This is a genomic window from Pseudomonas sp. V88_4 (assembly GCF_029967985.1).
GTDB lineage: Bacteria > Pseudomonadota > Gammaproteobacteria > Pseudomonadales > Pseudomonadaceae > Aquipseudomonas > Aquipseudomonas glycinae.
The window spans coordinates 114,554-137,187 of record NZ_JASCAF010000029.1 but is presented as its reverse complement, the minus strand read 5'-3'; the positions used below and the strand labels follow the sequence as shown (position 1 = coordinate 137,187).

Annotated in this window: 17 protein-coding genes; 14 read left to right on the top strand and 3 right to left on the bottom strand. The window is 60.5% G+C overall.

Annotated elements, in window-relative coordinates:
* From QLG12_RS09275 to dnaB, 8 genes are all read left to right on the top strand, one after another.
* Window positions 1-237 (top strand): hypothetical protein (locus QLG12_RS09275; RefSeq protein ID WP_282474354.1); only part of this gene is annotated, 237 nt, incomplete at its 5' end.
* Between the two features lie 50 nt (window positions 238-287).
* The gene (rnr, locus tag QLG12_RS09270) at window positions 288-2,918 is read left to right on the top strand and encodes a ribonuclease R (RefSeq protein WP_236194690.1); all 2,631 of its coding nucleotides are present in this window, start codon (window positions 288-290) and stop codon (window positions 2,916-2,918) included.
* On the top strand, window positions 2,915-3,682 hold the full coding sequence (gene rlmB / locus QLG12_RS09265) for a 23S rRNA (guanosine(2251)-2'-O)-methyltransferase RlmB (RefSeq protein WP_007950704.1): 768 nt from the start codon (window positions 2,915-2,917) through the stop codon (window positions 3,680-3,682). Before rnr ends, rlmB begins: the two co-directional genes overlap by 4 nt.
* 306 nt (window positions 3,683-3,988) lie before the next feature.
* The gene (rpsF, locus tag QLG12_RS09260) at window positions 3,989-4,417 is read left to right on the top strand and encodes a 30S ribosomal protein S6 (RefSeq protein WP_007950702.1); all 429 of its coding nucleotides are present in this window, start codon (window positions 3,989-3,991) and stop codon (window positions 4,415-4,417) included.
* Between the two features lie 28 nt (window positions 4,418-4,445).
* Entirely contained in the window at window positions 4,446-4,676 is a 231-nt protein-coding gene (gene rpsR / locus QLG12_RS09255; RefSeq protein ID WP_002551829.1) for a 30S ribosomal protein S18, read from the top strand.
* Window positions 4,677-4,712: 36 nt separating this feature from the next.
* A complete protein-coding gene (locus tag QLG12_RS09250; RefSeq protein ID WP_197869912.1) occupies window positions 4,713-5,603 on the top strand; it encodes a hypothetical protein in 891 nt (296 codons plus the stop codon).
* A gap of 19 nt (window positions 5,604-5,622) precedes the next feature.
* On the top strand, window positions 5,623-6,069 hold the full coding sequence (gene rplI, locus QLG12_RS09245; protein WP_003186385.1) for a 50S ribosomal protein L9: 447 nt from the start codon (window positions 5,623-5,625) through the stop codon (window positions 6,067-6,069).
* 120 nt (window positions 6,070-6,189) lie between these two features.
* Window positions 6,190-7,587 (top strand): replicative DNA helicase, encoded by a 1,398-nt coding sequence (gene dnaB / locus QLG12_RS09240; protein WP_011332193.1) that lies wholly within the window; start codon window positions 6,190-6,192, stop codon window positions 7,585-7,587.
* A gap of 9 nt (window positions 7,588-7,596) precedes the next feature.
* Here dnaB and QLG12_RS09235 read toward each other — a convergent pair whose 3' ends face one another.
* Window positions 7,597-10,176 (bottom strand): hypothetical protein, encoded by a 2,580-nt coding sequence (locus QLG12_RS09235; protein ID WP_282474353.1) that lies wholly within the window; start codon window positions 10,174-10,176, stop codon window positions 7,597-7,599.
* Between the two features lie 157 nt (window positions 10,177-10,333).
* Between QLG12_RS09235 and QLG12_RS09230 the strand changes: the two genes are divergently transcribed.
* From QLG12_RS09230 to QLG12_RS09215, 4 genes are all read left to right on the top strand, one after another.
* Window positions 10,334-12,637, top strand: a complete 2,304-nt coding sequence (locus QLG12_RS09230; protein ID WP_108559325.1) for a YgiQ family radical SAM protein — start codon at window positions 10,334-10,336, stop codon at window positions 12,635-12,637.
* Between the two features lie 365 nt (window positions 12,638-13,002).
* Window positions 13,003-16,278, top strand: coding sequence for a transglutaminase family protein (locus QLG12_RS09225; protein WP_282474352.1), 3,276 nt, complete (start codon window positions 13,003-13,005; stop codon window positions 16,276-16,278).
* 88 nt (window positions 16,279-16,366) lie between these two features.
* Complete coding sequence (locus QLG12_RS09220; RefSeq protein WP_282474351.1) at window positions 16,367-18,853, top strand: circularly permuted type 2 ATP-grasp protein; 2,487 nt, start codon at window positions 16,367-16,369, stop codon at window positions 18,851-18,853.
* Entirely contained in the window at window positions 18,853-19,743 is an 891-nt protein-coding gene (locus QLG12_RS09215; protein ID WP_197869908.1) for a transglutaminase family protein, read from the top strand. Before QLG12_RS09220 ends, QLG12_RS09215 begins: the two co-directional genes overlap by 1 nt.
* 64 nt (window positions 19,744-19,807) lie before the next feature.
* Here the strand turns inward: QLG12_RS09215 and QLG12_RS09210 are convergent, their stop codons facing one another.
* On the bottom strand, window positions 19,808-19,987 hold the full coding sequence (locus tag QLG12_RS09210) for a hypothetical protein (protein WP_007950694.1): 180 nt from the start codon (window positions 19,985-19,987) through the stop codon (window positions 19,808-19,810).
* A 68-nt stretch (window positions 19,988-20,055) separates the two neighbouring features.
* Window positions 20,056-20,643 carry a TIGR00730 family Rossman fold protein gene (locus QLG12_RS09205; RefSeq protein ID WP_064379113.1) on the bottom strand — a complete coding sequence of 196 codons (588 nt, stop codon included), beginning with the start codon at window positions 20,641-20,643 and terminating at the stop codon, window positions 20,056-20,058.
* A 342-nt stretch (window positions 20,644-20,985) separates the two neighbouring features.
* On the opposite strand from QLG12_RS09205, the gene azu reads away from it, so the two are divergent.
* A complete protein-coding gene (gene azu / locus QLG12_RS09200; protein WP_197869907.1) occupies window positions 20,986-21,432 on the top strand; it encodes an azurin in 447 nt (148 codons plus the stop codon).
* 224 nt (window positions 21,433-21,656) lie between these two features.
* Window positions 21,657-22,577 (top strand): hypothetical protein, encoded by a 921-nt coding sequence (locus QLG12_RS09195; RefSeq protein ID WP_282474350.1) that lies wholly within the window; start codon window positions 21,657-21,659, stop codon window positions 22,575-22,577.
* Window positions 22,578-22,634 lie beyond the last annotated feature (57 nt).

Sequence of the window (22,634 nt, the reverse complement as noted above, 5' to 3'; positions counted from 1 at the left end):
TCCACGACCGTAAGGTCACCAGCACCTGAAGCTGGCGTGTCTACCAATTTCACCACCTGGGCATCTCGTCAACGTGTGTACGTCGTCGATGGCGCGCACTATACGGAGCGACTTTTTAACTGTAAACCCCTGCCAGCAAAAAAAATGATTTTTTTTACCGGCGGTGTTCAAAACGCCCTTCAGGCGACGATACAAGGCCCCAGAGGTGCCTTATATAGTTGGAAATTTCCCGTTTGATGGCGCCTATGCCAAACTAACCCGCATATAGACAAGGTGAAAACTCTCTAATGGCCGATTGGCAGTCCCTCGATCCCGAGGCCGCTCGTGAAGCGGAAAAATACGAAAACCCTATTCCCAGCCGCGAACTGATCCTTCAGCACCTTGCTGATCGGGGTTCGCCTGCTGCCCGCGAGCAACTGGTCGAAGAGTTTGGTCTGACCACAGAAGACCAGATCGAAGCCCTGCGCCGCCGCCTGCGCGCCATGGAGCGCGATGCTCAACTGATCTATACCCGCCGTGGCACCTATGCGCCGGTGGACAAACTCGACCTGATCCTCGGTCGCATCAGCGGTCACCGCGACGGCTTCGGTTTCCTGGTGCCGGATGACGGCTCCGATGATCTGTTCATGAGCCCGGCGCAAATGCGTCTGGTGTTTGACGGCGACCGTGCTCTGGCCCGTGTTTCCGGCCTGGACCGTCGAGGTCGTCGCGAAGGCGTGATCGTTGAAGTGGTGTCCCGTGCCCACGAAAGCATCGTCGGCCGCTATTTCGAAGAAGGCGGTATCGGCTTCGTTGTTGCGGACAACCCGAAGATCCAGCAGGAAGTGCTGGTCACCCCGGGCCGCAACGCCAACGCCCAGATCGGTCAGTTCGTCGAGGTGAAAATCACCCACTGGCCGACCCCGCGCTTCCAGCCGCAAGGCGACGTGATCGAAGTCGTCGGCAACTACATGGCGCCGGGCATGGAAATCGATGTCGCCCTGCGCACCTACGACATCCCGCACGTCTGGCCTGAAGCCGTTCTGAAGGAAGCCGGCAAGCTCAAGCCGGAAGTCGAAGAGAAAGACAAAGAGAAGCGCATAGACCTGCGCCATCTGCCGTTCGTCACCATCGACGGCGAAGATGCCCGCGATTTCGACGACGCGGTCTACTGCGAAGCCAAACCAGGCAAACTGCGCCTGTTCTCCGGCGGCTGGAAGTTGTACGTGGCGATTGCCGACGTTTCCAGCTACGTGAAGATCGGTTCGGCTCTGGACAACGAAGCCCAGGTGCGCGGCAACTCGGTGTACTTCCCCGAGCGCGTGGTGCCGATGCTGCCGGAGCAGCTCTCCAATGGCCTGTGCTCGCTGAACCCGCACGTCGATCGTCTGGCCATGGTTTGCGAGATGACCATCTCCAAGTCCGGCGAAATGACCGACTACTGCTTCTATGAAGCGGTGATCCACTCCCACGCCCGTCTGACCTACAACAAGGTCAGCGCGATGCTGGAAACGCCGAAGGCGACCGAAGGTCGCAAGCTTCGCGGTGAATACACCGACGTCTTGCCGCACCTCAAGCAGCTCTACGCGCTGTACAAGGTATTGCTGGCGGCTCGTCACGTGCGTGGCGCGATCGATTTCGAAACGCAGGAAACCCGGATCATCTTCGGTTCCGAGCGCAAGATTGCCGAAATCCGTCCGACCACCCGTAACGATGCGCACAAACTGATCGAGGAATGCATGCTGGCGGCCAACGTGGCCACCGCCGAATTCCTGAAAAAACACGAAATCCCTGCGTTGTACCGCGTCCACGACGGTCCGCCACCGGAGCGTCTGGAAAAGCTGCGCGCGTTCCTCGGTGAACTCGGCCTGTCCCTGCACAAAGGCAAGGATGGTCCGTCGCCGAAGGACTATCAGGCCCTGTTGGCCAGCATCAAGGATCGTCCGGATTTCCACCTGATCCAGACCGTGATGCTGCGCTCCCTGAGCCAGGCGGTGTACAGCGCCCAGAACGAAGGCCACTTCGGCCTGAATTACGAAGCCTACACCCACTTCACCTCGCCGATTCGTCGTTACCCGGACCTGCTCACGCACCGGGCGATCCGCAGCGTGATCCATTCGAAACAGGACACCCCGCACGTTCGCCGTGCCGGTGCGATGACCATTCCGAAGGCGCGCATCTATCCGTACGACGAAGCAGCGCTGGAGCAACTCGGCGAGCAGTGCTCGATGAGCGAGCGCCGTGCCGACGAAGCGACCCGCGACGTAGTGAACTGGCTCAAGTGCGAGTTCATGAAGGATCGCGTGGGCGAATCGTTCCCGGGCGTGATCACTGCGGTGACCGGTTTTGGCCTGTTCGTCGAGCTGACCGATATCTATGTCGAAGGTCTGGTACACGTGACGGCGCTGCCGGGCGACTACTACCACTTCGACCCTGTGCATCATCGCCTGGCGGGCGAGCGCACCGGTCGCAGCTTCCGTCTTGGCGATACCGTTGAAGTGCGCGTCATGCGCGTCGACCTCGACGAGCGCAAGATCGACTTCGAGATGGCTGAAAAAACCATCAGCGCGCCGATCGGCCGCAAGAAGCGTGGCACCGAGACGACCGCTCCTGCAGCCAAGGTTGTGGAAGAAAAAGCTCCGGCAAAAACCGCCAGCCGTCGTCCCGCCAAGGAAAAGGCTGTCGAGGCCTATCGTCCAAGCGATGCCGTGGCGAAAAACGCCGAGCTGCGCAAAAGTCGCGAGATGAAGAAGGCGCTGCTGGCCGATGCCAAAAACGGTGGTAAAGCGGCGTCCGGGGGAAAGGCCGGACGGTCGGCGCCTGAAAAGGCCTCCGGCGGCAAGCCAGCCAAACCGAGCAAACACCGCAAAGGCCCGCCAAAAGCGGGTTCCGCTCCAGCCAAAAGCGGCGGGGCGCGTAAACCGAAGGCGAAGTCATGAGTCAGTTGGAAAAAATCTACGGCGTTCACGCGGTAGAAGCGTTGCTGCGTCACCACCCAAAACGCGTCAAGCAGATCTGGCTGGCCGAAAGTCGCAATGATCCGCGCGTGCAGACGCTGATCGAACTGGCCAACGAAAACCGGGTCCAGATCGGTCAGGCCGAGCGCCGCGAAATGGACGCCTGGGTCGAAGGCGTGCACCAGGGCGTGGTGGCGGACGTCAGTCCGAGCCAGGTCTGGGGCGAAGCGATGCTCGACGAGCTGCTTGATCGCACCGAAGGCGCGCCGTTGCTGCTGGTGCTCGACGGCGTGACCGATCCGCACAACCTCGGCGCCTGCCTGCGTTCGGCGGATGCTGCCGGTGCGCTGGCGGTCATCGTGCCGAAAGACAAGTCGGCCACTTTGACGCCCGTGGTGCGTAAAGTGGCTTGCGGCGCGGCGGAGGTGATTCCTCTGGTGGCGGTGACCAACCTTGCGCGCACCCTGGAAAAACTCCAGCAGCGCGGGTTGTGGATTGTCGGCACTGCGGGTGAGGCCGAGGTCAGCATCTATGACCAGGACCTGACCGGCCCGACCATCCTGATCATGGGGGCCGAAGGCAAGGGCATGCGTCGCTTGACTCGCGAGCACTGCGATTACCTGGTGCATTTGCCGATGGCCGGTAGCGTCAGCAGTCTCAACGTCTCGGTTGCGACCGGCGTGTGCCTGTTCGAAGCCCAGCGCCAGCGCGGTGCCAAGGCCAAGGCGGCTGCCAAAAAGGCTTAAGCCTTACGCCGATTCAAATGTGGGAGCGAGCCTGCTCGCGAAGCGGAGTTACATTCAGCATCATTGTTGGATGTTAAGCCGCCATCGCGAGCAGACTCGCTCCCACAGTGTTTTCTGTTGTGGCAGATAGTGTGACTGTTCAAATAATCACCAATTGCCTTGCGCCTCTTCAGTCCCTTCTCTACAATTGCGCCCCTTGCTGTGGCGGCAGGCATGCATGTGCCCCGCGCCAGCAAGTCCATAAGTGTCATTCACTCCTTGTCTGACCGTTTTTGAGCGGCAGGCTACAACCCGTAAGGAGCATTCATGCGTCATTACGAAATCATCTTTCTGGTCCACCCTGACCAGAGCGAGCAAGTCGGCGGCATGGTTGAGCGTTACACCAAGCTGATCGAAGAAGACGGCGGCAAAATCCACCGTCTGGAAGACTGGGGCCGTCGTCAACTGGCCTACGCAATCAACAATGTTCACAAGGCTCACTACGTGATGCTGAACGTTGAGTGCACCGGCAAGGCCCTGGCCGAGCTGGAAGACAACTTCCGCTACAACGATGCTGTGATCCGTAACCTGGTCATCCGTCGCGACGAAGCCGTTACCGGCCAGTCCGAGATGCTCAAGGCTGAAGAAAACCGCAGTGAGCGCCGTGAGCGTCGCGAACGTCCTGAGCACGATGGCAGCGCCGATGGCGATGACAGCGATAGCGACAGCGACAACAGCGATAACGCTGACGAGTAATCCACGGACCTTTTAAGGAGCCTATCAAATGGCACGTTTCTTCCGTCGTCGTAAATTCTGCCGCTTCACCGCTGAAGACGTGAAGGAGATCGATTACAAAGATCTCAACACTCTGAAAGCCTACGTATCCGAGACCGGCAAAATCGTTCCAAGCCGCATCACCGGTACCAAAGCTCGTTATCAGCGTCAGCTGGCCACCGCTATCAAGCGCGCCCGCTTCCTGGCCCTGCTGGCCTACACCGACAGCCACGGCCGCTGAGACCGGGCAGTCGACAAGTAGCAAAGGATTGAATGCATGCGTGCCATAGCTGAGTTCATCATGCGCGGCCGTATGCAGGCCACTCTCGTAGTGGCCGGGTGTGCAACATTGCCGTTGTTGTATTGGTTGGGTGCTGCCGCCGGGAGCCTGGTGCTTCTGCGGCGCGGATTGGCTGACGCCCTGGGCGTCGTGTCACTGGGACTGCTGCCGGCATTGATCTGGTGGTTGTATGCCGATGACCCACGGGCACTTCTGGTGCTGCTGGGGTCTTCGGGGCTTGCGTTGGTGTTGCGCGCAAGCGAATCCTGGGTCCGTACGCTGCTGGTCAGCGTAGCCATGGGGCTGGTGTTTTCAGTGGTGCTCGGGGCGGCGTTCGCGCCCCAGATCGAGATGCTGGCGCAGGCCTTGATAAAGGTCATGCCCGCGCTTCTCGGTGATGCCTACCAACATTTGTCGGTAGACGAGCAGGCGCGTTTTGCGTCGCTGATTTCACCGGTCCTGACCGGCCTGATTGCGGCGTTGTTGCAGATCGTCAGCGTGCTGAGCCTGATTGTCGGGCGTTACTGGCAGGCGTTGTTGTACAACCCGGGTGGTTTTGGTCGCGAGTTTCGCGCCATCCGGATCCCGCTGGGACCGGCGATGTTGCTGCTGGCGTTGATGCTTCTGGGCCCGAATCTCGGTGCACAGATGGCCATGTTGACGCCGTTGTGCAGTGTACCGCTGGTGTTCGCCGGGCTGGCCCTGATTCACGGGCTGGTGGCGCAAAGGCGACTGGCCGGTTTCTGGCTGGTGGGGTTGTACGTAACGCTGTTGCTGTTCATGCAGCTGATCTATCCGTTGCTCGTGGTTCTGGCCATTGTCGACAGCCTGATTGATTTTCGCGGTCGGGTGTCGAAAGACACCGATAACGCGAACGGTGAAGGTTAAAAGTTAAGAGGATTTCCACATGCAACTGATCCTTCTGGAAAAAATCGCCAACCTGGGCAACCTGGGCGACAAAGTAAACGTTAAGGCCGGTTACGGCCGTAACTACCTGCTGCCTTTCGGCAAAGCCACCGCTGCGACCGCTGCCAACCTGGCTGCGTTCGAAGAGCGTCGCGCTGAGCTGGAAAAAGCCGCCGCAGACCGTAAAGCATCGGCTGAAAGCCGTGCTGCCCAACTGGCCGAGCTGGAAGTGACCATCACTGCCACCGCTGGCGACGAAGGCAAGCTGTTCGGTTCGATCGGTACTCACGACATCGCTGACGCACTGACCGCCTCCGGCGTTGAAGTGGCGAAAAGCGAAGTTCGTCTGCCGAACGGCACCATCCGCAACGTGGGTGAATTCGACGTGGCCGTGCACCTGCACGCCGAAGTTGAAGCCACCGTACGCGTTGTCGTGGTAGCAGCTTAAGCAACACCCTGATCGACTGGCGGCTTGTCCGGCAGACGGTTAACATCGGGCACGATCCTGTTTACAGGTCGTGCCCTTTGTCTTTCTGCACTCCCTGCTTTTCCTGATTAAAAAGTGGCCATGAACGAAATCTCCGCTCCCGAGCAATACGATCTGCAAACCGCCGCGCTGAAGGTGCCGCCGCATTCCATCGAGGCCGAACAGGCCGTGCTCGGTGGTCTGATGCTGGACAACAACGCCTGGGAACGCGTGCTCGATCAAGTCTCCGACGGCGATTTCTACCGGCATGACCACCGTCTGATTTTCCGTGCGATCGCCAAACTGGCCGATCAGAACCTGCCGATCGACGTCGTGACCCTTGCCGAGCAACTGGACAAGGAAGGTCAGACTTCGCAGGTCGGCGGCCTCGGTTACCTGGGTGAGCTGGCGAAAAACACGCCGTCCGTCGCCAACATCAAGGCCTATGCGCAGATCGTCCGCCAGCGTGCGACGTTGCGTCAGTTGATCGGTATCAGCACCGAAATTGCCGACAGCGCCTTCAATCCCGAAGGCCGCACCGCCGAGGAAATCCTCGACGAAGCCGAGCGGCAGATTTTCGCGATTGCCGAGGCCCGGCCAAAAACCGGCGGCCCGGTGGGTGTGAATGACCTGCTGACCAAGGCCATCGACCGCATCGACACCCTGTTCAACACCGCCGACTCGATCACCGGCCTGTCCACCGGCTACACCGACCTCGACGAGAAGACCAGTGGCCTGCAACCGGCCGACCTGATCATCGTCGCCGGCCGTCCGTCGATGGGTAAGACCACCTTCGCGATGAACCTGGTGGAAAACGCCGTGTTGCGCAGCGACAAGGTGGTGCTGGTGTACTCCCTCGAGATGCCAGGCGAATCGCTGATCATGCGTATGCTGTCGTCCCTCGGCCGTATCGACCAGACCAAGGTACGTTCCGGCCAGTTGGAAGACGACGACTGGCCGCGTCTGACCTCCGCGGTCAATCTGCTCAACGACCGCAAGCTGTTCATCGATGACACCGCAGGCATCAGTCCGTCGGAGATGCGTGCGCGGACCCGGCGTCTGGTGCGCGAGCACGGCGACATCGGCCTGATCATGATCGACTACCTGCAACTGATGCAGATCCCGGGCTCCAGTGGTGACAACCGGACCAACGAGATTTCCGAGATCTCCCGATCCCTGAAAGCCCTGGCCAAGGAATTCAACTGCCCGGTGGTCGCCCTGTCGCAGCTCAACCGCTCCCTGGAACAGCGTCCCAACAAGCGCCCGGTGAACTCCGACTTGCGGGAATCCGGAGCGATCGAGCAGGACGCCGACGTGATCATGTTCGTGTACCGGGACGAGGTGTATCACCCGGAAACCGAACACAAGGGCATCGCCGAAATCATCATCGGCAAACAGCGTAACGGTCCGATCGGCTTCATTCGCCTGGCCTTCATCGGCAAATACACCCGATTCGAGAACCTCGCGCCGGGCAGTTACAACTTCGACGACGACGAGTAACGCAATTGATCACGCCAGCTGATCAAACAGTTTCTGGGCAACCCTGGGGCTGATGAACTCCCGCCATATCCGTTGGTGGGGCCGACCAGCCTGTTCTTCGCGCTGTTGAAACGAGCTGCCGAGCCTGCGCTGTTCAAGGGTTTTCAGGTGTGCGCCCTTGACGGTGTAATCCAGCGCAGCGCGGTCCTGCCTGTCGTAGTGAAAGTGGGCCTCCCACAAGGGCGTGTTATCCGAGCGGTCGATGATCGAGTAAACGTCCAGGAATGACTTGTCTTTACCCTTGCCCAGTTGCTTGCGCTCCACCGTTTTGACCACCTTGAGTTGAGCATGCTCAAGCAGGAAGTTCAGGCGCGGGACATCCAGCACATCCTTGTTCTTGTACATCCGTATCAAAATATCCTGGCCTTTGGCGCCCATTGAGTCGGCGGCAGCTTTCAGTCGGCTGATCAAGTCGGAGGTTTCAGCGCCTGCTGCCGTTTGCCCGAGGAGCTCGAGGCGTTTCGCCAGACCTGCGAGTCGATCCGTCTCGGCACCCAGATATTCGACAATGGTGGTCGGGTTGTCCTTTCGGCTTTCCATCAATCTAGCCTGAGCCAGGTACGCCTCCACGTTACCAAGGCGCGCCAGCGCTTCGCTGACCAGCTGAGGTCTGGAGGTCGGGGCCGGGGCGGAACGTACGGGCTGCCACTCACCTTCTTTCATTTCGTAGCGTTGAGGGGGATCGTTCGGTTTGAACAGGTCGGGAACGCTGAGGGTGATGTGGCCGTCGGCAGCGGTGTCCGGTACGCCGACCAGCACACGGTAAGTGCCATTTTGACGGGTTCGGAACAACTTTCGCGGCGCCACGTCTCCGGCGGCTCCGGTAACTTGTCCAGGGAGGAAGTCGAAATCGATTTCCTGATCGTAGCCGGGCAGTTCTTGGTTGTTGTCAATCCGGTCAAAGATATCGTTCAGCCGGGTTTCGATTTTCGATTCAAAGGCATCGAGCAGGGTCAGTGCCTTCCTGACGTACTCTGCCTTGGCCGGCGTCGTCGAAGCGAGTAATGCCTCCAGGCCTGCTTTGTCGCTTTTGATGTTTTCGATCGTCAATTGCAATGCAAGAGGTTCCGAGTACCCGAACACTTCGTTCAGATCCTGCTTGAGCAAGTGCATGGCCATGGCACTGCGCATGCCGTGATCCTGCGGGTTCTGCGGATCGTCGGAGATCAGGCGCAGGCAAATGTTGTATTGGCTGGATTGGATCTGATCCACCGTGGGCACTTTGCGATTCATCTCCTCCAGATCCGCCAGGGCGCTGCGGTCAGCCTTCTGAATCTGATCCATCACGGCCTGACGCTCGTCCATGATCTTCAGCTTTTTGTCGAGGTGGACGAGGGTGCGCTTGAGCGACTCGACGGTGATCGCATGCAGGGTTGGCAGAGCTCTGCGGTCCATGACTGCAAGCAGTTTGTTGAAGTAGTCGACTCTGTTGATCTGCTGAGCATGAAGCTCGGCTTTATAGAGCCCGCCTGCCTTGAGCAATATCAGCCAGTCCCGGTTGTCGATGAGTGACTTGACGTAATCGGCCTGCATTCTTGTGTGCTTGATCACATGTACTTCGATCTCGATCAGCGCGGCCTTTTCGGCGTCACTGCCCTCGGGCAAGGGTTGGGCACGGCGCCAGAGTTCGCCATAGCGGGTGTTGGAAGCGGTCAGGGCATCGAAGGCATTCCTGATGGGCTCATGCCGTTGGAGCAGATAGGTTTTGTTGTGCTGAGCGATTGCACTGCGACGCATGCCTCCCTTGAGCCCATGCAGACTGGGGACCCAAAAACCTTCGGCAGTGCGGGTGATGGCCAGGGTGGAGCCGGCCCGACTGGCGCGGTAAGTGTTTTCGCTGTCGGAGGCGACCGGATCCTTCGACGCGACGATACGCCAGACGGTGTGCGCGGGAGAGGAGGCGTCAACGTCGCGCATCACCTGATAGGCGCGGCTTTCGATGACCACGTAGCGTTTGCCTTCGAAGTTGTGCAGCCCCTCGCTGTCGGGCGCGATGCCAGAGAAATCCAGGCCTGTCCTGAACGCGTCCAGTCGACCGGAAGTCAGTGCAAGGGCCCCGGCTTGGAACTCATCCAGTGGATACCAGCGTTTGCTCTGGGGATCCTGCAAGAGAACAGGGCCCGAGGGGTTCAACTCATTGCTGAGTCTGATGCGGTAGATGCGGCTTTCAGGGTCCAGGCCAACTTGCACAATGCTGCCATCGTACGCTTCGACGAACAGTCGCCCCTTGAAGGTTCTGAAACCCTGTGTGTCGGCCTCCGGCAGTCGGACACCGGTAGGAATGCCATAGGTTTCGAGCCTGAGTCTTCTCGGTGAAGCCGTCGGGTTTGAGAGGCTTTCGGCGAAGGTCACGGACGGTGCGGGAGAGATCGTGTCCGGGCCGTCGATTGCCGGGAGGCTGGCGTGTGCGGGACGCGGCGTGAACAGGCGGGTGTCCGCGGGAACCGGAGGCGAAGTGGAGTGCTCCGGAAAATGTCCGGTCACAGGTCTCGAAGGCGGATTGTGCACTTCGACGGTCGTGACGCCTATGGAGGGTGGTTTTGCAGGCATGCGTATTCATCCTTGAATAAGTGAACCCGTTTGTTGAACAGAGAGCGTGGCGGCGGGCGGTGCGACGAGAAACCGACCACAGTCGTCGGAATTGGTCAAAATTTGTGCTATATTCCGCGCCCGCGAAATTCAATGAAAGCCAACACCGGTTATCGACATGCAAGCAGCCAAGCCGTTATTTGACTATCCAAAATATTGGGCCGAATGTTTCGGGCCAGCGCCGTTCCTGCCGATGAGCAGGGAGGAGATGGATCAGCTTGGCTGGGATTCCTGCGACATCATCATTGTCACGGGTGATGCCTACGTCGATCACCCGTCCTTCGGCATGGCGATCATCGGCCGGCTGCTGGAGTCGCAAGGCTTCCGCGTCGGGATCATCGCGCAGCCTAACTGGCAGTCCAAAGACGACTTCATGAAGCTCGGCGAGCCGAACCTGTTCTTCGGTGTCGCGGCCGGCAACATGGACTCAATGATCAACCGCTACACCGCGGACAAGAAAATCCGTTCCGACGACGCCTATACCCCGGGCGGCATGGCTGGCAAACGTCCGGATCGCGCGAGCCTGGTTTACAGCCAGCGCTGCAAGGAAGCCTACAAGCACGTGCCGATCGTGCTCGGCGGCATCGAAGCCTCCCTGCGCCGCATCGCCCACTATGACTACTGGCAGGATCGCGTGCGCAACTCGATCCTGATCGACGCCAGCGCCGACATCCTGCTGTACGGCAACGCCGAGCGGGCGATTGTCGAAGTCGCCCAGCGTCTGTCCTACGGTCACAAGATCGAAGACATCACCGATGTACGCGGCACCGCGTTCATCCGTCGTGACACCCCTGCGGGCTGGTACGAAGTCGACTCCACGCGCATCGACCGTCCGGGCAAGATCGACAAGATCATCAACCCGTACGTCAACACCCAGGACACTCAGGCCTGCGCCATCGAGCAGGAGAAGGGTCCGGTTGAAGATCCGGAAGAAGCCAAGGTCGTACAGATCCTGGCCAGCCCGAAAATGACCCGCGACAAGACCGTGATCCGCCTGCCGTCGATGGAAAAGGTGCGTAACGACCCGGTCCTGTACGCCCACGCCAACCGCGTGCTGCACCTGGAAACCAACCCGGGCAACGCCCGTGCGCTGGTGCAGAAGCATGGCGAGGTAGACGTCTGGTTCAACCCGCCGCCGATTCCGATGACCACCGAAGAAATGGACTACGTGTTTGGCATGCCTTACGCACGTGTTCCGCACCCTGCGTACGGCAAGGAAAAAATCCCGGCCTACGACATGATCCGCTTCTCGGTGAACATCATGCGTGGCTGCTTCGGTGGCTGCACTTTCTGCTCGATCACCGAGCACGAAGGCCGGATCATCCAGAACCGTTCCGAAGAGTCGATCATTCGCGAAATCGAAGAAATCCGCGACAAGGTGCCGGGTTTCACCGGCGTCATTTCCGACCTCGGCGGCCCGACCGCGAACATGTACCGCATCGCCTGCAAGAGCCCGGAAATCGAATCCGCGTGCCGCAAGCCGTCTTGCGTGTTCCCGGGCATCTGCCCGAACCTGAACACCGACCACTCGTCGCTGATTCAGCTGTACCGCAGCGCCCGTGCGTTGCCGGGTGTGAAGAAGATCCTGATCGCCTCCGGCCTGCGTTACGACCTCGCGGTCGAGTCGCCGGAGTACGTCAAGGAGCTGGTGACCCACCACGTCGGCGGTTACCTGAAGATCGCCCCGGAACACACCGAGGAAGGTCCGCTCAACCAGATGATGAAACCGGGGATCGGCACTTACGATCGCTTCAAGCGCATGTTCGAGAAGTACACCAAGGAAGCCGGGAAAGAGCAGTACCTGATTCCGTACTTCATCGCCGCGCACCCGGGCACCACCGACGAAGACATGATGAACCTGGCCCTGTGGCTCAAGGGCAACGGCTTCCGTGCCGACCAGGTGCAGGCGTTCTATCCGTCGCCGATGGCCACCGCCACCGCGATGTACCACTCGGGCAAGAACCCGCTGCGCAAGGTCACCTACAAGAGCGACGGCGTGACCATCGTCAAGAGCGAGGAGCAGCGTCGTCTGCACAAGGCGTTCCTGCGTTATCACGACCCGAAAGGCTGGCCAATGCTGCGTGAAGCGCTGACCCGCATGGGCCGCGCCGACCTGATCGGGCCGGGCAAGCACCAGTTGATCCCGCTGCACCAGCCGGCCACCGACAGCTACCAGAGTGCCCGTCGCAAGAACTCGACACCGGCCGGCAGTCACAAGGTCGCGAAAGAGAAAACCACCAAGATCCTCACCCAGCACACCGGTCTGCCACCGCGCGCCAGTGACGGCGGCAATCCATGGGACAAGCGTGAACAGGCCAAGGCCGCGGCGTTCGCCCGCAACCAGCAGGCCGCCAAGGAACGCAAGGAAGCGGCGAAAGGCAAAGGGCCGAAACCGGCACGCAAGCCGGTCGTACCGCGCTGAAACGCACTTGAGCCAAAACAGAACGCCAACCTTCGGGTTGGCGTTTTGCATTTCAGGGTTCAATGCATGTGTTAGCGCCACGGGCCTCATCGCTGGCAAGCCAGCTCCCACAGGTTTATCTGCCCTTCCCAAAACGGTGGCCACTGAAGCTCCTTGTGGGAGCTGGCTTGCCAGCGATGGCGCAAGTTCCAACACCGCGTAAACATCCGCCCGCCACATTTAGGCGCAACTTCGCCAAACCATTTCACCGCATCGCCCGATTTTGGTGCTGTACTGCCCTGAGCATTCCGGGAAAGCGCCCAAGCCTCTGCATGGCATAAGTCTTGCGCGCTTTCGAATACGCTTGGGCTCGCAGGAGGCACGCCGTGTCGATTCATGTCGCATTGCATCACGTCACGCATTACCGCTACGACCGCGCTGTCGAACTCGGCCCGCAGATCGTGCGTTTGCGCCCGGCCGCCCACAGCCGCACGCGGATTCTGTCCTATTCACTGAAAGTCTCGCCCGAGCAGCATTTCATCAACTGGCAGCAGGACCCTCAGGGCAATTACCTCGCCCGGCTGGTGTTCCCCGAGAAAACCGCCGAACTGCGGATCGAGGTCGATCTGCTGGCCGAAATGGCGGTGTTCAACCCCTTCGACTTTTTCCTCGAACCCTACGCCGAGAAAATCCCCTTCGCCTACGCCGCCGATGAACGCAAGGAGCTGGCGCCGTATCTCGAAACCCTGCCGCTGACACCGAAATTCAAGGCCTATCTGGACGCCATCGACCGCACACCATTGCCGGCCGTGGATTTTCTGGTGGCGCTCAATCAGCGCCTGAGCGAAGACATCAATTACCTGATTCGCATGGAACCGGGCGTACAAACCCCGGAACACACCCTTGAGCATGCCTCCGGCTCCTGCCGGGATTCGGCGTGGCTGCTGGTGCAACTGCTGCGCAATCTCGGGCTGGCGGCGCGTTTTGTCTCCGGTTATCTAATTCAACTGACCGCCGATGTGAAAAGCCTCGACGGCCCGTCCGGCACCGAAGTGGACTTCACCGACCTGCACGCCTGGTGCGAGGTGTATCTGCCCGGCGCCGGCTGGATCGGCCTTGATGCGACGTCGGGGCTGTTCGCCGGGGAAGGACATATTCCGCTGGCCTGCAGCCCAGATCCGTCCTCGGCGGCGCCGATCAGCGGTCTGGTGGAGCCTTGCGAGTGTGAGTTCAGCCACGAAATGTCCGTGGAGCGGATCTGGGAAGCGCCGCGGGTCACCAAGCCCTACACCGATGAGCAATGGCTGGCGATCCAGGCGCTGGGCCGGCAGATCGATGCCGACCTGCTGGAAGGCGATGTACGCCTGACCATGGGCGGCGAGCCGACCTTCGTGTCCATCGACGACCCGGATGGCGCCGAGTGGAACACCGCCGCGCTGGGCCCGGACAAGCGCCGGCTCTCCGCCGAACTGTTCCAGCGCCTGCGCAAACATTACGCGCCCAAAGGGCTGGTGCATTTCGGCCAGGGCAAGTGGTATCCCGGCGAGCAACTGCCGCGCTGGTCGCTGAACTGCTACTGGCGCCGCGACGGTGTGCCGATCTGGCACAACAACGCGTTGATTGCCGATGAACAGCAGGATTACGGCGCCACGGGTGAACTGGCCGGGCGCTTTCTGGCGAGTGTCGCCGAGCGCCTGAAACTGCCGACACGCTTCGTGTTCCCGGCCTACGAAGACAATTTCTACTACCTCTGGCGCGAGGGTGCGTTGCCGAGCAACGTCAGCGCCGAAGACTCGCGTCTGGAGGAACCGCTGGAACGTGCGCGGCTGCGCAAAGTGTTCAGTCAGGGGTTGGACAAGATCATCGGCCAGGTGCTGCCGCTGGCGCGCACCGCCAAGGGCGATCAGTGGCAGAGCGGGCGCTGGTACCTGCGCGATGAGCATTGCCGGTTGGTGCCGGGGGATTCACCGCTGGGCTATCGTCTGCCGTTGGGTTCACAGCCCTGGGTGAAGGCGGCGGAGTACCCGTTCATTCATCCGAACGACCCGAACCAGGACTTCCCCGAGCTGCCCGAAACAGCGCAGCTCAACGAACACGGTGAGCCGGCTCCGGCGTACGATCGTGTGCCGAAAATCGACGAGTCCGCCGACTGGCTGACCCGCACCGCCTTCTGCGCCGAGGCCCGGGAAGGCCGGTTGTACTTGTTCATGCCGCCGCTGGAGCGGGTCGAGGATTATCTGGAACTGGTCACGGCCATCGAAGCCACCGCCGAGGAGCTGCATTGTCCGGTATTGCTGGAGGGCTACGAGCCGCCGAGCGATCCACGCCTGAGCAATTTCCGCATCACCCCGGATCCCGGCGTCATAGAGGTCAACGTGCAGCCGTCGGCGACCTGGGACGAGTTGGTCGAGCGCACCGAATTTCTGTACGAAGAAGCGCGCCAGACCCGACTGTCCACCGAGAAATTCATGGTCGACGGTCGGCACACCGGCACCGGCGGTGGTAACCATTTCGTGCTCGGTGGCGCGACGCCGGCGGACTCGCCGTTCCTGCGCCGCCCGGATCTGCTGCACAGCCTTATCAGTTACTGGCATAACCATCCTTCGCTGTCCTACCTGTTTTCCGGGCTGTTCATCGGCCCGACCTCTCAGGCGCCGCGAGTCGATGAAGCGCGCAACGATGCGCTGTATGAGCTGGAAATCGCTTTCGCGCAGATGCCGGCGCCGGGAGAAGAGTGCGCGCCATGGCTGGTGGATCGGCTGTTGCGCAATCTGCTGATCGACGTTACCGGCAACACCCATCGCGCCGAGTTCTGCATCGACAAGCTGTATTCACCGGATGGCGCCACCGGGCGCCTCGGGTTGCTGGAGTTGCGTGGTTTCGAGATGCCACCCCATGCGCGCATGAGCCTGGCGCAGCAGCTGTTGTTGCGAGCGCTGGTGGCGCGGTTCTGGCGCGAGCCCTATGCGCCGCCGAAGCTGGCGCGCTGGGGTACGGAGCTGCACGACCGCTTCATGCTGCCGCACTTCATCGAGCAGGACTTCGCCGACGTCATCGTCGAGCTCAACAATGCCGGTTACCCCCTGCGTGCGGAATGGTTTGCGGCGCATCTGGAATTCCGCTTTCCCAAAGTCGGCGATTACGCCGTCAACGGCATCGAGCTGGAATTGCGTCAGGCCCTTGAACCCTGGCATGTGCTGGGCGAGGAGGGTGCGGCGGGCGGTACGGTGCGTTACGTCGACTCATCGCTGGAGCGCTTGCAGGTCAAACTCACGGGGCTGCCGCCGCAGCGCTATCTGCTGACCTGCAATGGCATCCCGGTGCCGCTGCAATCGACCGGGCGGGTCGGCGAGTTTGTCGCCGGTGTGCGTTTCCGCGCGTGGCAACCGGCCAATTGCCTGCAACCGACGATCCCGGTGCATGCGCCGCTGGTGTTCGACTTGCTCGATACCTGGATGCAGCGCTCGCTGGGCGGTTGCCAGTACCACGTCGCACATCCGGGCGGGCGCAATTACGAAACGCTGCCGGTCAACGCCAACGAAGCGGAGAGCCGGCGCATGGCGCGTTTCTTCCGCATCGGACATACGCCGGGGAAACTTCCGATACCGAACCTGACAATCTCCGACGAGCTACCGATGACTCTCGATTTACGACGTTTTTGATTCGTACACGACCCCCGGACTTTTCGTATATCCGGGCGTCATGTGCCTGCGTTAGTCTGACCGTTCCTTGCCGGCTGCCGAGCTTTCCATGCCTGACCTGCTTGACCGCTACCCGCTGACGGCGGGCACCTACCACGAACTGCTCGACGTCAGCGGAGCGGTGCGCCCGCACTGGCGGCGACTGGTCGACCAATTGCAGCGCAGCACCCCGGCGCAACTGGTGCAGCGTCAGGCGTTGCTGACCCGGCAGATTCAGGAAAACGGCGTCACCTACAACGTCTATGCCGACCCGAAGGGCGCGGATCGTCCGTGGGAACTGGATCTGCTGCCCCACGTGATCGCCGCTGACGAGTGGCAACAGCTGTCGGCCGGAATCGCCCAGCGCGCGCGGCTGCTCAATGCGGTGCTGGCGGACCTGTATGGCCCGCAGCGGTTGATCCGCGAAGGCTTGCTGCCGGCGGAGCTGGTGTTCGGTCACAACAACTTCCTCTGGCCCTGTCAGGGCATTGCGCCGCCGGACGGGGCCTTTCTGCATCTGTATGCCGTGGATCTGGCGCGCACGCCGGACGGACGCTGGTGGGTGACGGCGGATCGCACTCAGGCGCCATCGGGGGCCGGGTATGCGCTGGAAAATCGCACCATCGTGTCCCGCGCCTTCCCCGAGTTGTACCGGGATCTGAAGGTGCAGCATCTGGCCGGCTTCTTCCGCACCCTGCAGGAAACTCTGGCCCGTCAGGCCCCGTGCGAGGATGACGCGCCGCTGGTAGTGCTGCTTACCCCGGGGCGTTTCAACGAGAGCTATTTCGAGCACCTTTATCTCGCACGCCAGCTCGGTTATCCGCTGGTGGAGGGCGGTGACCTGACGGTGCGTGATGCCACGGTCTACCTGAAAACCCTCAGCGGCCTGCGCCGGGTGCACGCGATCATGCGCCGCCTCGACGATGACTTCTGCGATCCGCTGGAATTGCGTACGGATTCGGCGCTGGGCGTTCCCGGACTGCTGGAGGCGGTGCGTCAGGGCCGGGTGCTGGTGGCCAACGCGCTGGGCAGCGGCGTGCTGGAGTCGCCGGGGTTGCTGGGCTTCCTGCCGAAGATCAATCAGTACCTGTTCGGTGAAGAGCTGATCCTGCCGTCCATTGCCACCTGGTGGTGCGGCGAAGCGCCGGTGCTGGCCCTGGCCCTGGAAAAACTGCCGGAGCTGCTGATCAAACCGGCGTTCCCGTCGCAAAGCTTTACGCCGGTATTTGGTCGGGATCTGAGCGAAAAACAGCGTGAAAGCCTCGCTGCGCGCATGCAGGCCCGGCCTTATGCGTATGTCGCGCAAGAACTCGCGCAGCTGTCCCAGGCGCCGATCTGGCAACCCGAGGACGGGCAACTGCAACCCCGGGCAATCGGCATGCGCATGTACGCGGTGGCCAGTCACGACGGTTATCGGGTGTTGCCCGGTGGCCTGACCCGGGTCGCGGCCGAAGCCGATGCCGAAGTGGTGTCGATGCAGCGCGGTGGTGCGAGCAAGGACACCTGGGTGCTGGGGGATCGGCCGCCGAGCGGTGAGCAGTGGAAAGCCCAGCGCAATATCGGCGTGCCTGATCTGGTGCGACGTGATCCGTATCTGCCGTCGCGGGTGGTCGAGAACCTGTTCTGGTTCGGCCGTTATTGCGAGCGCTGCGACGACAGCGCGCGGCTGTTGCGGATCATGCTGGCGCGTTATATCGATGGGGATGATCCGCAAGCCTTGCAGGCTGCCGTGGAGCTCGGCGAGCGGCTGATGCTGCTGCCGGATGAAGGCGAACTGCCGGAACGCTTGCTCGCGGCATTGCTCGGCGAGGACTGGTCGTTCAGCCTGCGCTCCAACCTGCAACGCTTGCAGTGGGCAGCCTCGCAGGTGCGCGGCAAGCTCTCGCGGGAGAACTGGCAGGCGTTGGTGGAACTGCAACGTGAGGCTTCGGAACTGGACACCGACGAACCGGACTTCGGCGAGCTGCTGGATTTTCTCAACCGGCTGGTGATGTCGCTGGCGGCGCTGTCCGGGTTTGCTCTCGACGACATGACCCGCGACGAAGGCTGGCGTTTCCTGATGATCGGCCGGCGAATCGAGCGCCTGCAATTTCTCAGCAGCAGTCTCGCGGGTTTCCTGCGTGGCGCCGGGGCGTTCGATCAAGCGGGGCTTGAGTGGTTACTGGAGCTGGGCAACAGCAGCATCACCTATCGCTCGCGTTATCTGGCGGTGGCGCAGTTGATTCCGGTGCTCGACCTGTTGCTGCTGGACGAGCAGAACCCCCATGCCGTGCTGTTCCAGTTGAAACTGGTGACTCGCACCCTGAAGCGTCTGAATGATGACTTCGGGGTGCCGAGGGAGGTTGGGCTGCCGCCGCTGGTCGAGCGTCTGGCGCGTTTCGATCTGAGCTGTCTGGAGAACCCGCTGTTCGGCGAGTCCAGCGTGCGTGCGGCCCTCGACGGTCTGGCGGATCTGCTGCAGGAAATCGCCGACGCCAGCAGTCAGGTGTCGGACCGTCTGGCCCTGCGCCATTTCGCCCATGTCGATGATGTCAGCCAGCGCACGGTGTCCGTCTGATGAGCGCCCATTACCAGATCTTTCACGACACCTGCTATCGCTACGACAGCCCGGTGTCCCTGGCCCAGCAACTGGCGCACCTGTGGCCGCGTGAATGCGAGTGGCAGCGTTGCACCGAGCAACAACTGCTGATCAGTCCGCAGCCGACCACCCGCCGTGACGAGCAGGATGTGTTCGGCAATCCGCTGACTCGCCTCGCCTTCGAACGGCCGCACGATGAATTGCAGGTCAACGCACGGCTGACGGTGGAAGTGCTGGCGCGACCCGTGGTGGATTTCCAGCAGTCACCGGCCTGGGAGTTGACGCGCAACGCGCTGACTTACAGCAGTCAACCGCTGTCCGCCTCGTTGCTGGAAGCCTGTCGCTATCGATTCCAGTCGCCTTACGTGCATCTCAAGCGCAGTTTCGTCGAGTTCTCGGAGAGCTGTTTCCCGGCCGGCCGCCCATTGATGCTGGGTGTGCAGGCCCTGATGCAGAAGATTTTCAGCGAATTCACCTTCGATGCCGAAGCGACGCAAGTCGCGACGCCGCTGGTGGAAGTGCTGGAGCGCCGGCGCGGGGTCTGTCAGGACTTCGCGCATCTGATGCTCGCCTGTGTGCGATCACGCGGGCTGGCGGCGCGTTACGTCAGCGGTTACCTGCTGACCCAACCGCCACCGGGGCAGCCACGGTTGATCGGCGCCGATGCGTCCCATGCCTGGGTTTCGGTGTTTTGCCCGGTGCTGGGCTGGGTGGATTTCGATCCGACGAACAATGTGCAGCCGGCGCTGGAGCACATCACCCTGGCCTGGGGCCGGGATTTCTCCGATGTCTCGCCGTTGCGCGGGGTGATTCTGGGGGGAGGGAGCCATGATCCGGAGGTGCGGGTCACGGTGATGCCGCTGGAGTAAATGCGATCCATTGTGGGAGCCAGTCAGCTCCCACAATGGAAGGTGTTCAATTTCGCGATTCAGCTCAGGCGTCGGGTGCCTGGTCTTTCGGTGCCTCAACATCATCATCGGTCGCCACTTCACCGTCAGGATTCAGTGCCGCTTCTTCAGCCATCTGTTTCTTGCGCTGAAGCTTTTCCTCTTTCTTCTGTTCCTTGGCCAGGTCACGTTGACGTTTGGCGAAGGAGTAATTGGGTTTGGCCATGGGCGATCCTCTGGGGTCGAAGGTGAGGTTGAGCGGCGCGTATTCTGCCCTGTATCGGTGCCCGGGGGTTAACCGGGTTTCTGGTCGACCCACTTTGGCGTGACGGTCGGCTGCCATTGATCGAGGGCTTCGAGCAGCGTTTGCGGCGATTCGCTCACTTGCAGCATGTCACGGTGTGGCGCCCGAACGAAGCCTTCGCCGACGATGTGATCGAGAAATGCAGTGAGTTTGCTGTAGAAGCCGTTTACTTCCAGCAGACCCAGCGGCTTGCCGTGGTAGCCGAGCTGGCCCCAGGTCCACACTTCGAACAGCTCCTCCAGGGTGCCGAGGCCACCGGGCAGGGCGATGAACGCATCACTGAGTTCGGCCATCCGCGCTTTGCGCGCGTGCATGCCGTCGACCACTTCCAGGCGGGTCAGGCTCTTGTGACCGATTTCCTTGTCCATCAGGCTCTGCGGGATGATGCCGATCACTTCGCCACCGGCCGCCAGCGCAGCGTCCGCGACAATCCCCATCAGGCCGACAGCCCCGCCGCCGTAAACCAGCGTCAGCTTACGCTCGGCAATGGCAGTACCGAGGGCGATGGCGGCTTCGGTGTACGCCGGAGTGGTGCCGGCGTTGGCACCGCAAAATACACAAACGGATGTGAGAGACATGCCTTGCTCCTGTGTCGATCAGTCGCACAGGGTAAAGGCTGGCGGGTCTCGATCCAAGGACTAGACTTCGCGTTTCGGGGTTTCACAGGTGCCGCTTGCACCACAGGCGTAGGCGGCGAGCAGACTGCACAACAGGCTGTTGAAGGACATGACGGATGCTCCAGATGTGTGTTGAGCCCTGAAGATACGACCCGGCCAAACGTCTGGCTGTTAGATTGTTTCGATGAGTGTCATAGCCTGAAAGTTGTATACAATTTTTGACTCAAGTCATAGGAACTTGCGAAGATTTCAGGCAGTCTTCCAACCATTCGTGTTTTGTTAACCCTGCCTTGGAGATTCACCATGTTTTCCAAAGTTGTTGCGGTATCCCTGCTGGCGCTGGCCAGCAGCCAATTGATGGCTGCCGAGTGCAAAACCACCGTTGATTCCACCGACCAGATGTCCTTCAACACCAAGGCCATCGAAATCGACAAGAGCTGCAAGACCTTCACCGTCGAACTGACCCACTCCGGCAGCCTGCCGAAGAACGTCATGGGCCATAACCTGGTGATCAGCAAGACCGCTGACATGCAGCCGATCGCCACTGACGGCCTGGCCGCCGGCATCGACAAGAACTACCTGAAGGACGGTGACGAGCGCGTTATCGCCCACACCAAGATCATCGGCGCCGGCGAAAAAGACTCGCTGACCATCGATGTATCGAAACTGGCAGCTGGCACCGATTACGGCTTCTTCTGCTCGTTCCCGGGCCACATCTCGATGATGAAAGGCACCGTGACCCTGAAGTAATTCGGTTCACGGATAACACGAAAAACGCCGCTGCAAGTGATTGCAGCGGCGTTTTTTCTGCTGATCAAATCTGCACCTACTACCTCATTTTTCTGATCATGGCCGTTGGTCTGAATTACCCTCGAACCTGTAATTTCTGACAGTAGACGCGAATTTCGAAGAAGCCTCGAATGAGGGTGCGCTCAGATGACTGTGCGTATCCATTCCGAAAAAGGAGTTTTCGTATGACCGATCAAGAGAAATTGCCCCAGCAGCGTACGTTGGTTCAGGATCCGAACAGAAGTAATGTGACAAGCGGAACCGTCATTGAGACAGTTACCAATGGCAGTGGTGAATCCATCGAAAATGGCGGGGTCAGCACAAATCCAGATTTGTCTATTGTTGGTTCCGCTGCTCCCAATCAAAAGGCGCAGCTTTTAGACAACGGTGTCCCAACGCATCCCCCGGTGAATGTTGATCACAATCGCCACTTCAGTTTGATCATTACAGGTCAGGTAAACGGGCCGCATTCCTACACCGTGGAAACCACCGACGGGCAGGTGTCTGTTCCATACATCGTTCATATGGAACTGCGCCCGCACGCCGCAATTTTGTGGATAAACGATCCCAACGGAGGCGTCATCGAAAATGGTGGAAGCACTACGTTTGTCGATATGAGCTTTGTAGGCGAGGGAGAGGCAAATACAACAGTCAGTCTTCTGGATAACGGAATTCTGGTAGCCACACTGAACATTGATGCAAATGCGCACTGGAGCGCTTTGTTGAACGGACTGTCGGTAGGGGTGCATCACTTCACAGTGGTAGGAAGCGATGGTGTTGAGTCCAGACCCTGGATCGTTGAGATCGTGAACAGCGTGACGCCAACTATTCAGTTTCTTAGGGGAGAGAGCGGGCAGTTGATCGGTAACCACGAGCAGACGACTGATACATCGTTAACGGTTGTCGGTACGGCGAACCCAAATGAACGAGGAAAAATAGTCGACTACGATTACGACCTGGCTCCATTCACGGCCGACCCGAATGGAATCTACACAGCTAAGATTTCGAATCTGGCTGAAAAGGTTCACACCATTAGAACGATAACTGCTAGTGGTGGAATCTCGCCCCCTTGGGCATTCAGGGTGGTTCCGGCAAAAGCCCGTTAAATTTGCCATTGAATCCTTTTCAAAGAAAAGCCCGCTGAGGATCACGCCTCAGCGGGC

What these genes read in the sequence shown, in the direction of transcription:
- QLG12_RS09205 (WP_064379113.1), bottom strand. Translation starts at nt 20,643, where the DNA reads ATGTCTCTCACATCCGTTTGTGTATTTTGCGGTGCCAACGCCGGCACC.
- rpsR (WP_002551829.1), top strand. Translation starts at nt 4,446, where the DNA reads ATGGCACGTTTCTTCCGTCGTCGTAAATTCTGCCGCTTCACCGCTGAA.
- QLG12_RS09230 (WP_108559325.1), top strand. Translation starts at nt 10,334, where the DNA reads ATGCAAGCAGCCAAGCCGTTATTTGACTATCCAAAATATTGGGCCGAA.
- QLG12_RS09210 (WP_007950694.1), bottom strand. Translation starts at nt 19,987, where the DNA reads ATGGCCAAACCCAATTACTCCTTCGCCAAACGTCAACGTGACCTGGCC.
- QLG12_RS09195 (WP_282474350.1), top strand. Translation starts at nt 21,657, where the DNA reads ATGACCGATCAAGAGAAATTGCCCCAGCAGCGTACGTTGGTTCAGGAT.
- rpsF (WP_007950702.1), top strand. Translation starts at nt 3,989, where the DNA reads ATGCGTCATTACGAAATCATCTTTCTGGTCCACCCTGACCAGAGCGAG.
- QLG12_RS09220 (WP_282474351.1), top strand. Translation starts at nt 16,367, where the DNA reads ATGCCTGACCTGCTTGACCGCTACCCGCTGACGGCGGGCACCTACCAC.
- rnr (WP_236194690.1), top strand. Translation starts at nt 288, where the DNA reads ATGGCCGATTGGCAGTCCCTCGATCCCGAGGCCGCTCGTGAAGCGGAA.
- azu (WP_197869907.1), top strand. Translation starts at nt 20,986, where the DNA reads ATGTTTTCCAAAGTTGTTGCGGTATCCCTGCTGGCGCTGGCCAGCAGC.
- rlmB (WP_007950704.1), top strand. Translation starts at nt 2,915, where the DNA reads ATGAGTCAGTTGGAAAAAATCTACGGCGTTCACGCGGTAGAAGCGTTG.
- QLG12_RS09215 (WP_197869908.1), top strand. Translation starts at nt 18,853, where the DNA reads ATGAGCGCCCATTACCAGATCTTTCACGACACCTGCTATCGCTACGAC.
- QLG12_RS09235 (WP_282474353.1), bottom strand. Translation starts at nt 10,176, where the DNA reads ATGCCTGCAAAACCACCCTCCATAGGCGTCACGACCGTCGAAGTGCAC.
- dnaB (WP_011332193.1), top strand. Translation starts at nt 6,190, where the DNA reads ATGAACGAAATCTCCGCTCCCGAGCAATACGATCTGCAAACCGCCGCG.
- rplI (WP_003186385.1), top strand. Translation starts at nt 5,623, where the DNA reads ATGCAACTGATCCTTCTGGAAAAAATCGCCAACCTGGGCAACCTGGGC.
- QLG12_RS09250 (WP_197869912.1), top strand. Translation starts at nt 4,713, where the DNA reads ATGCGTGCCATAGCTGAGTTCATCATGCGCGGCCGTATGCAGGCCACT.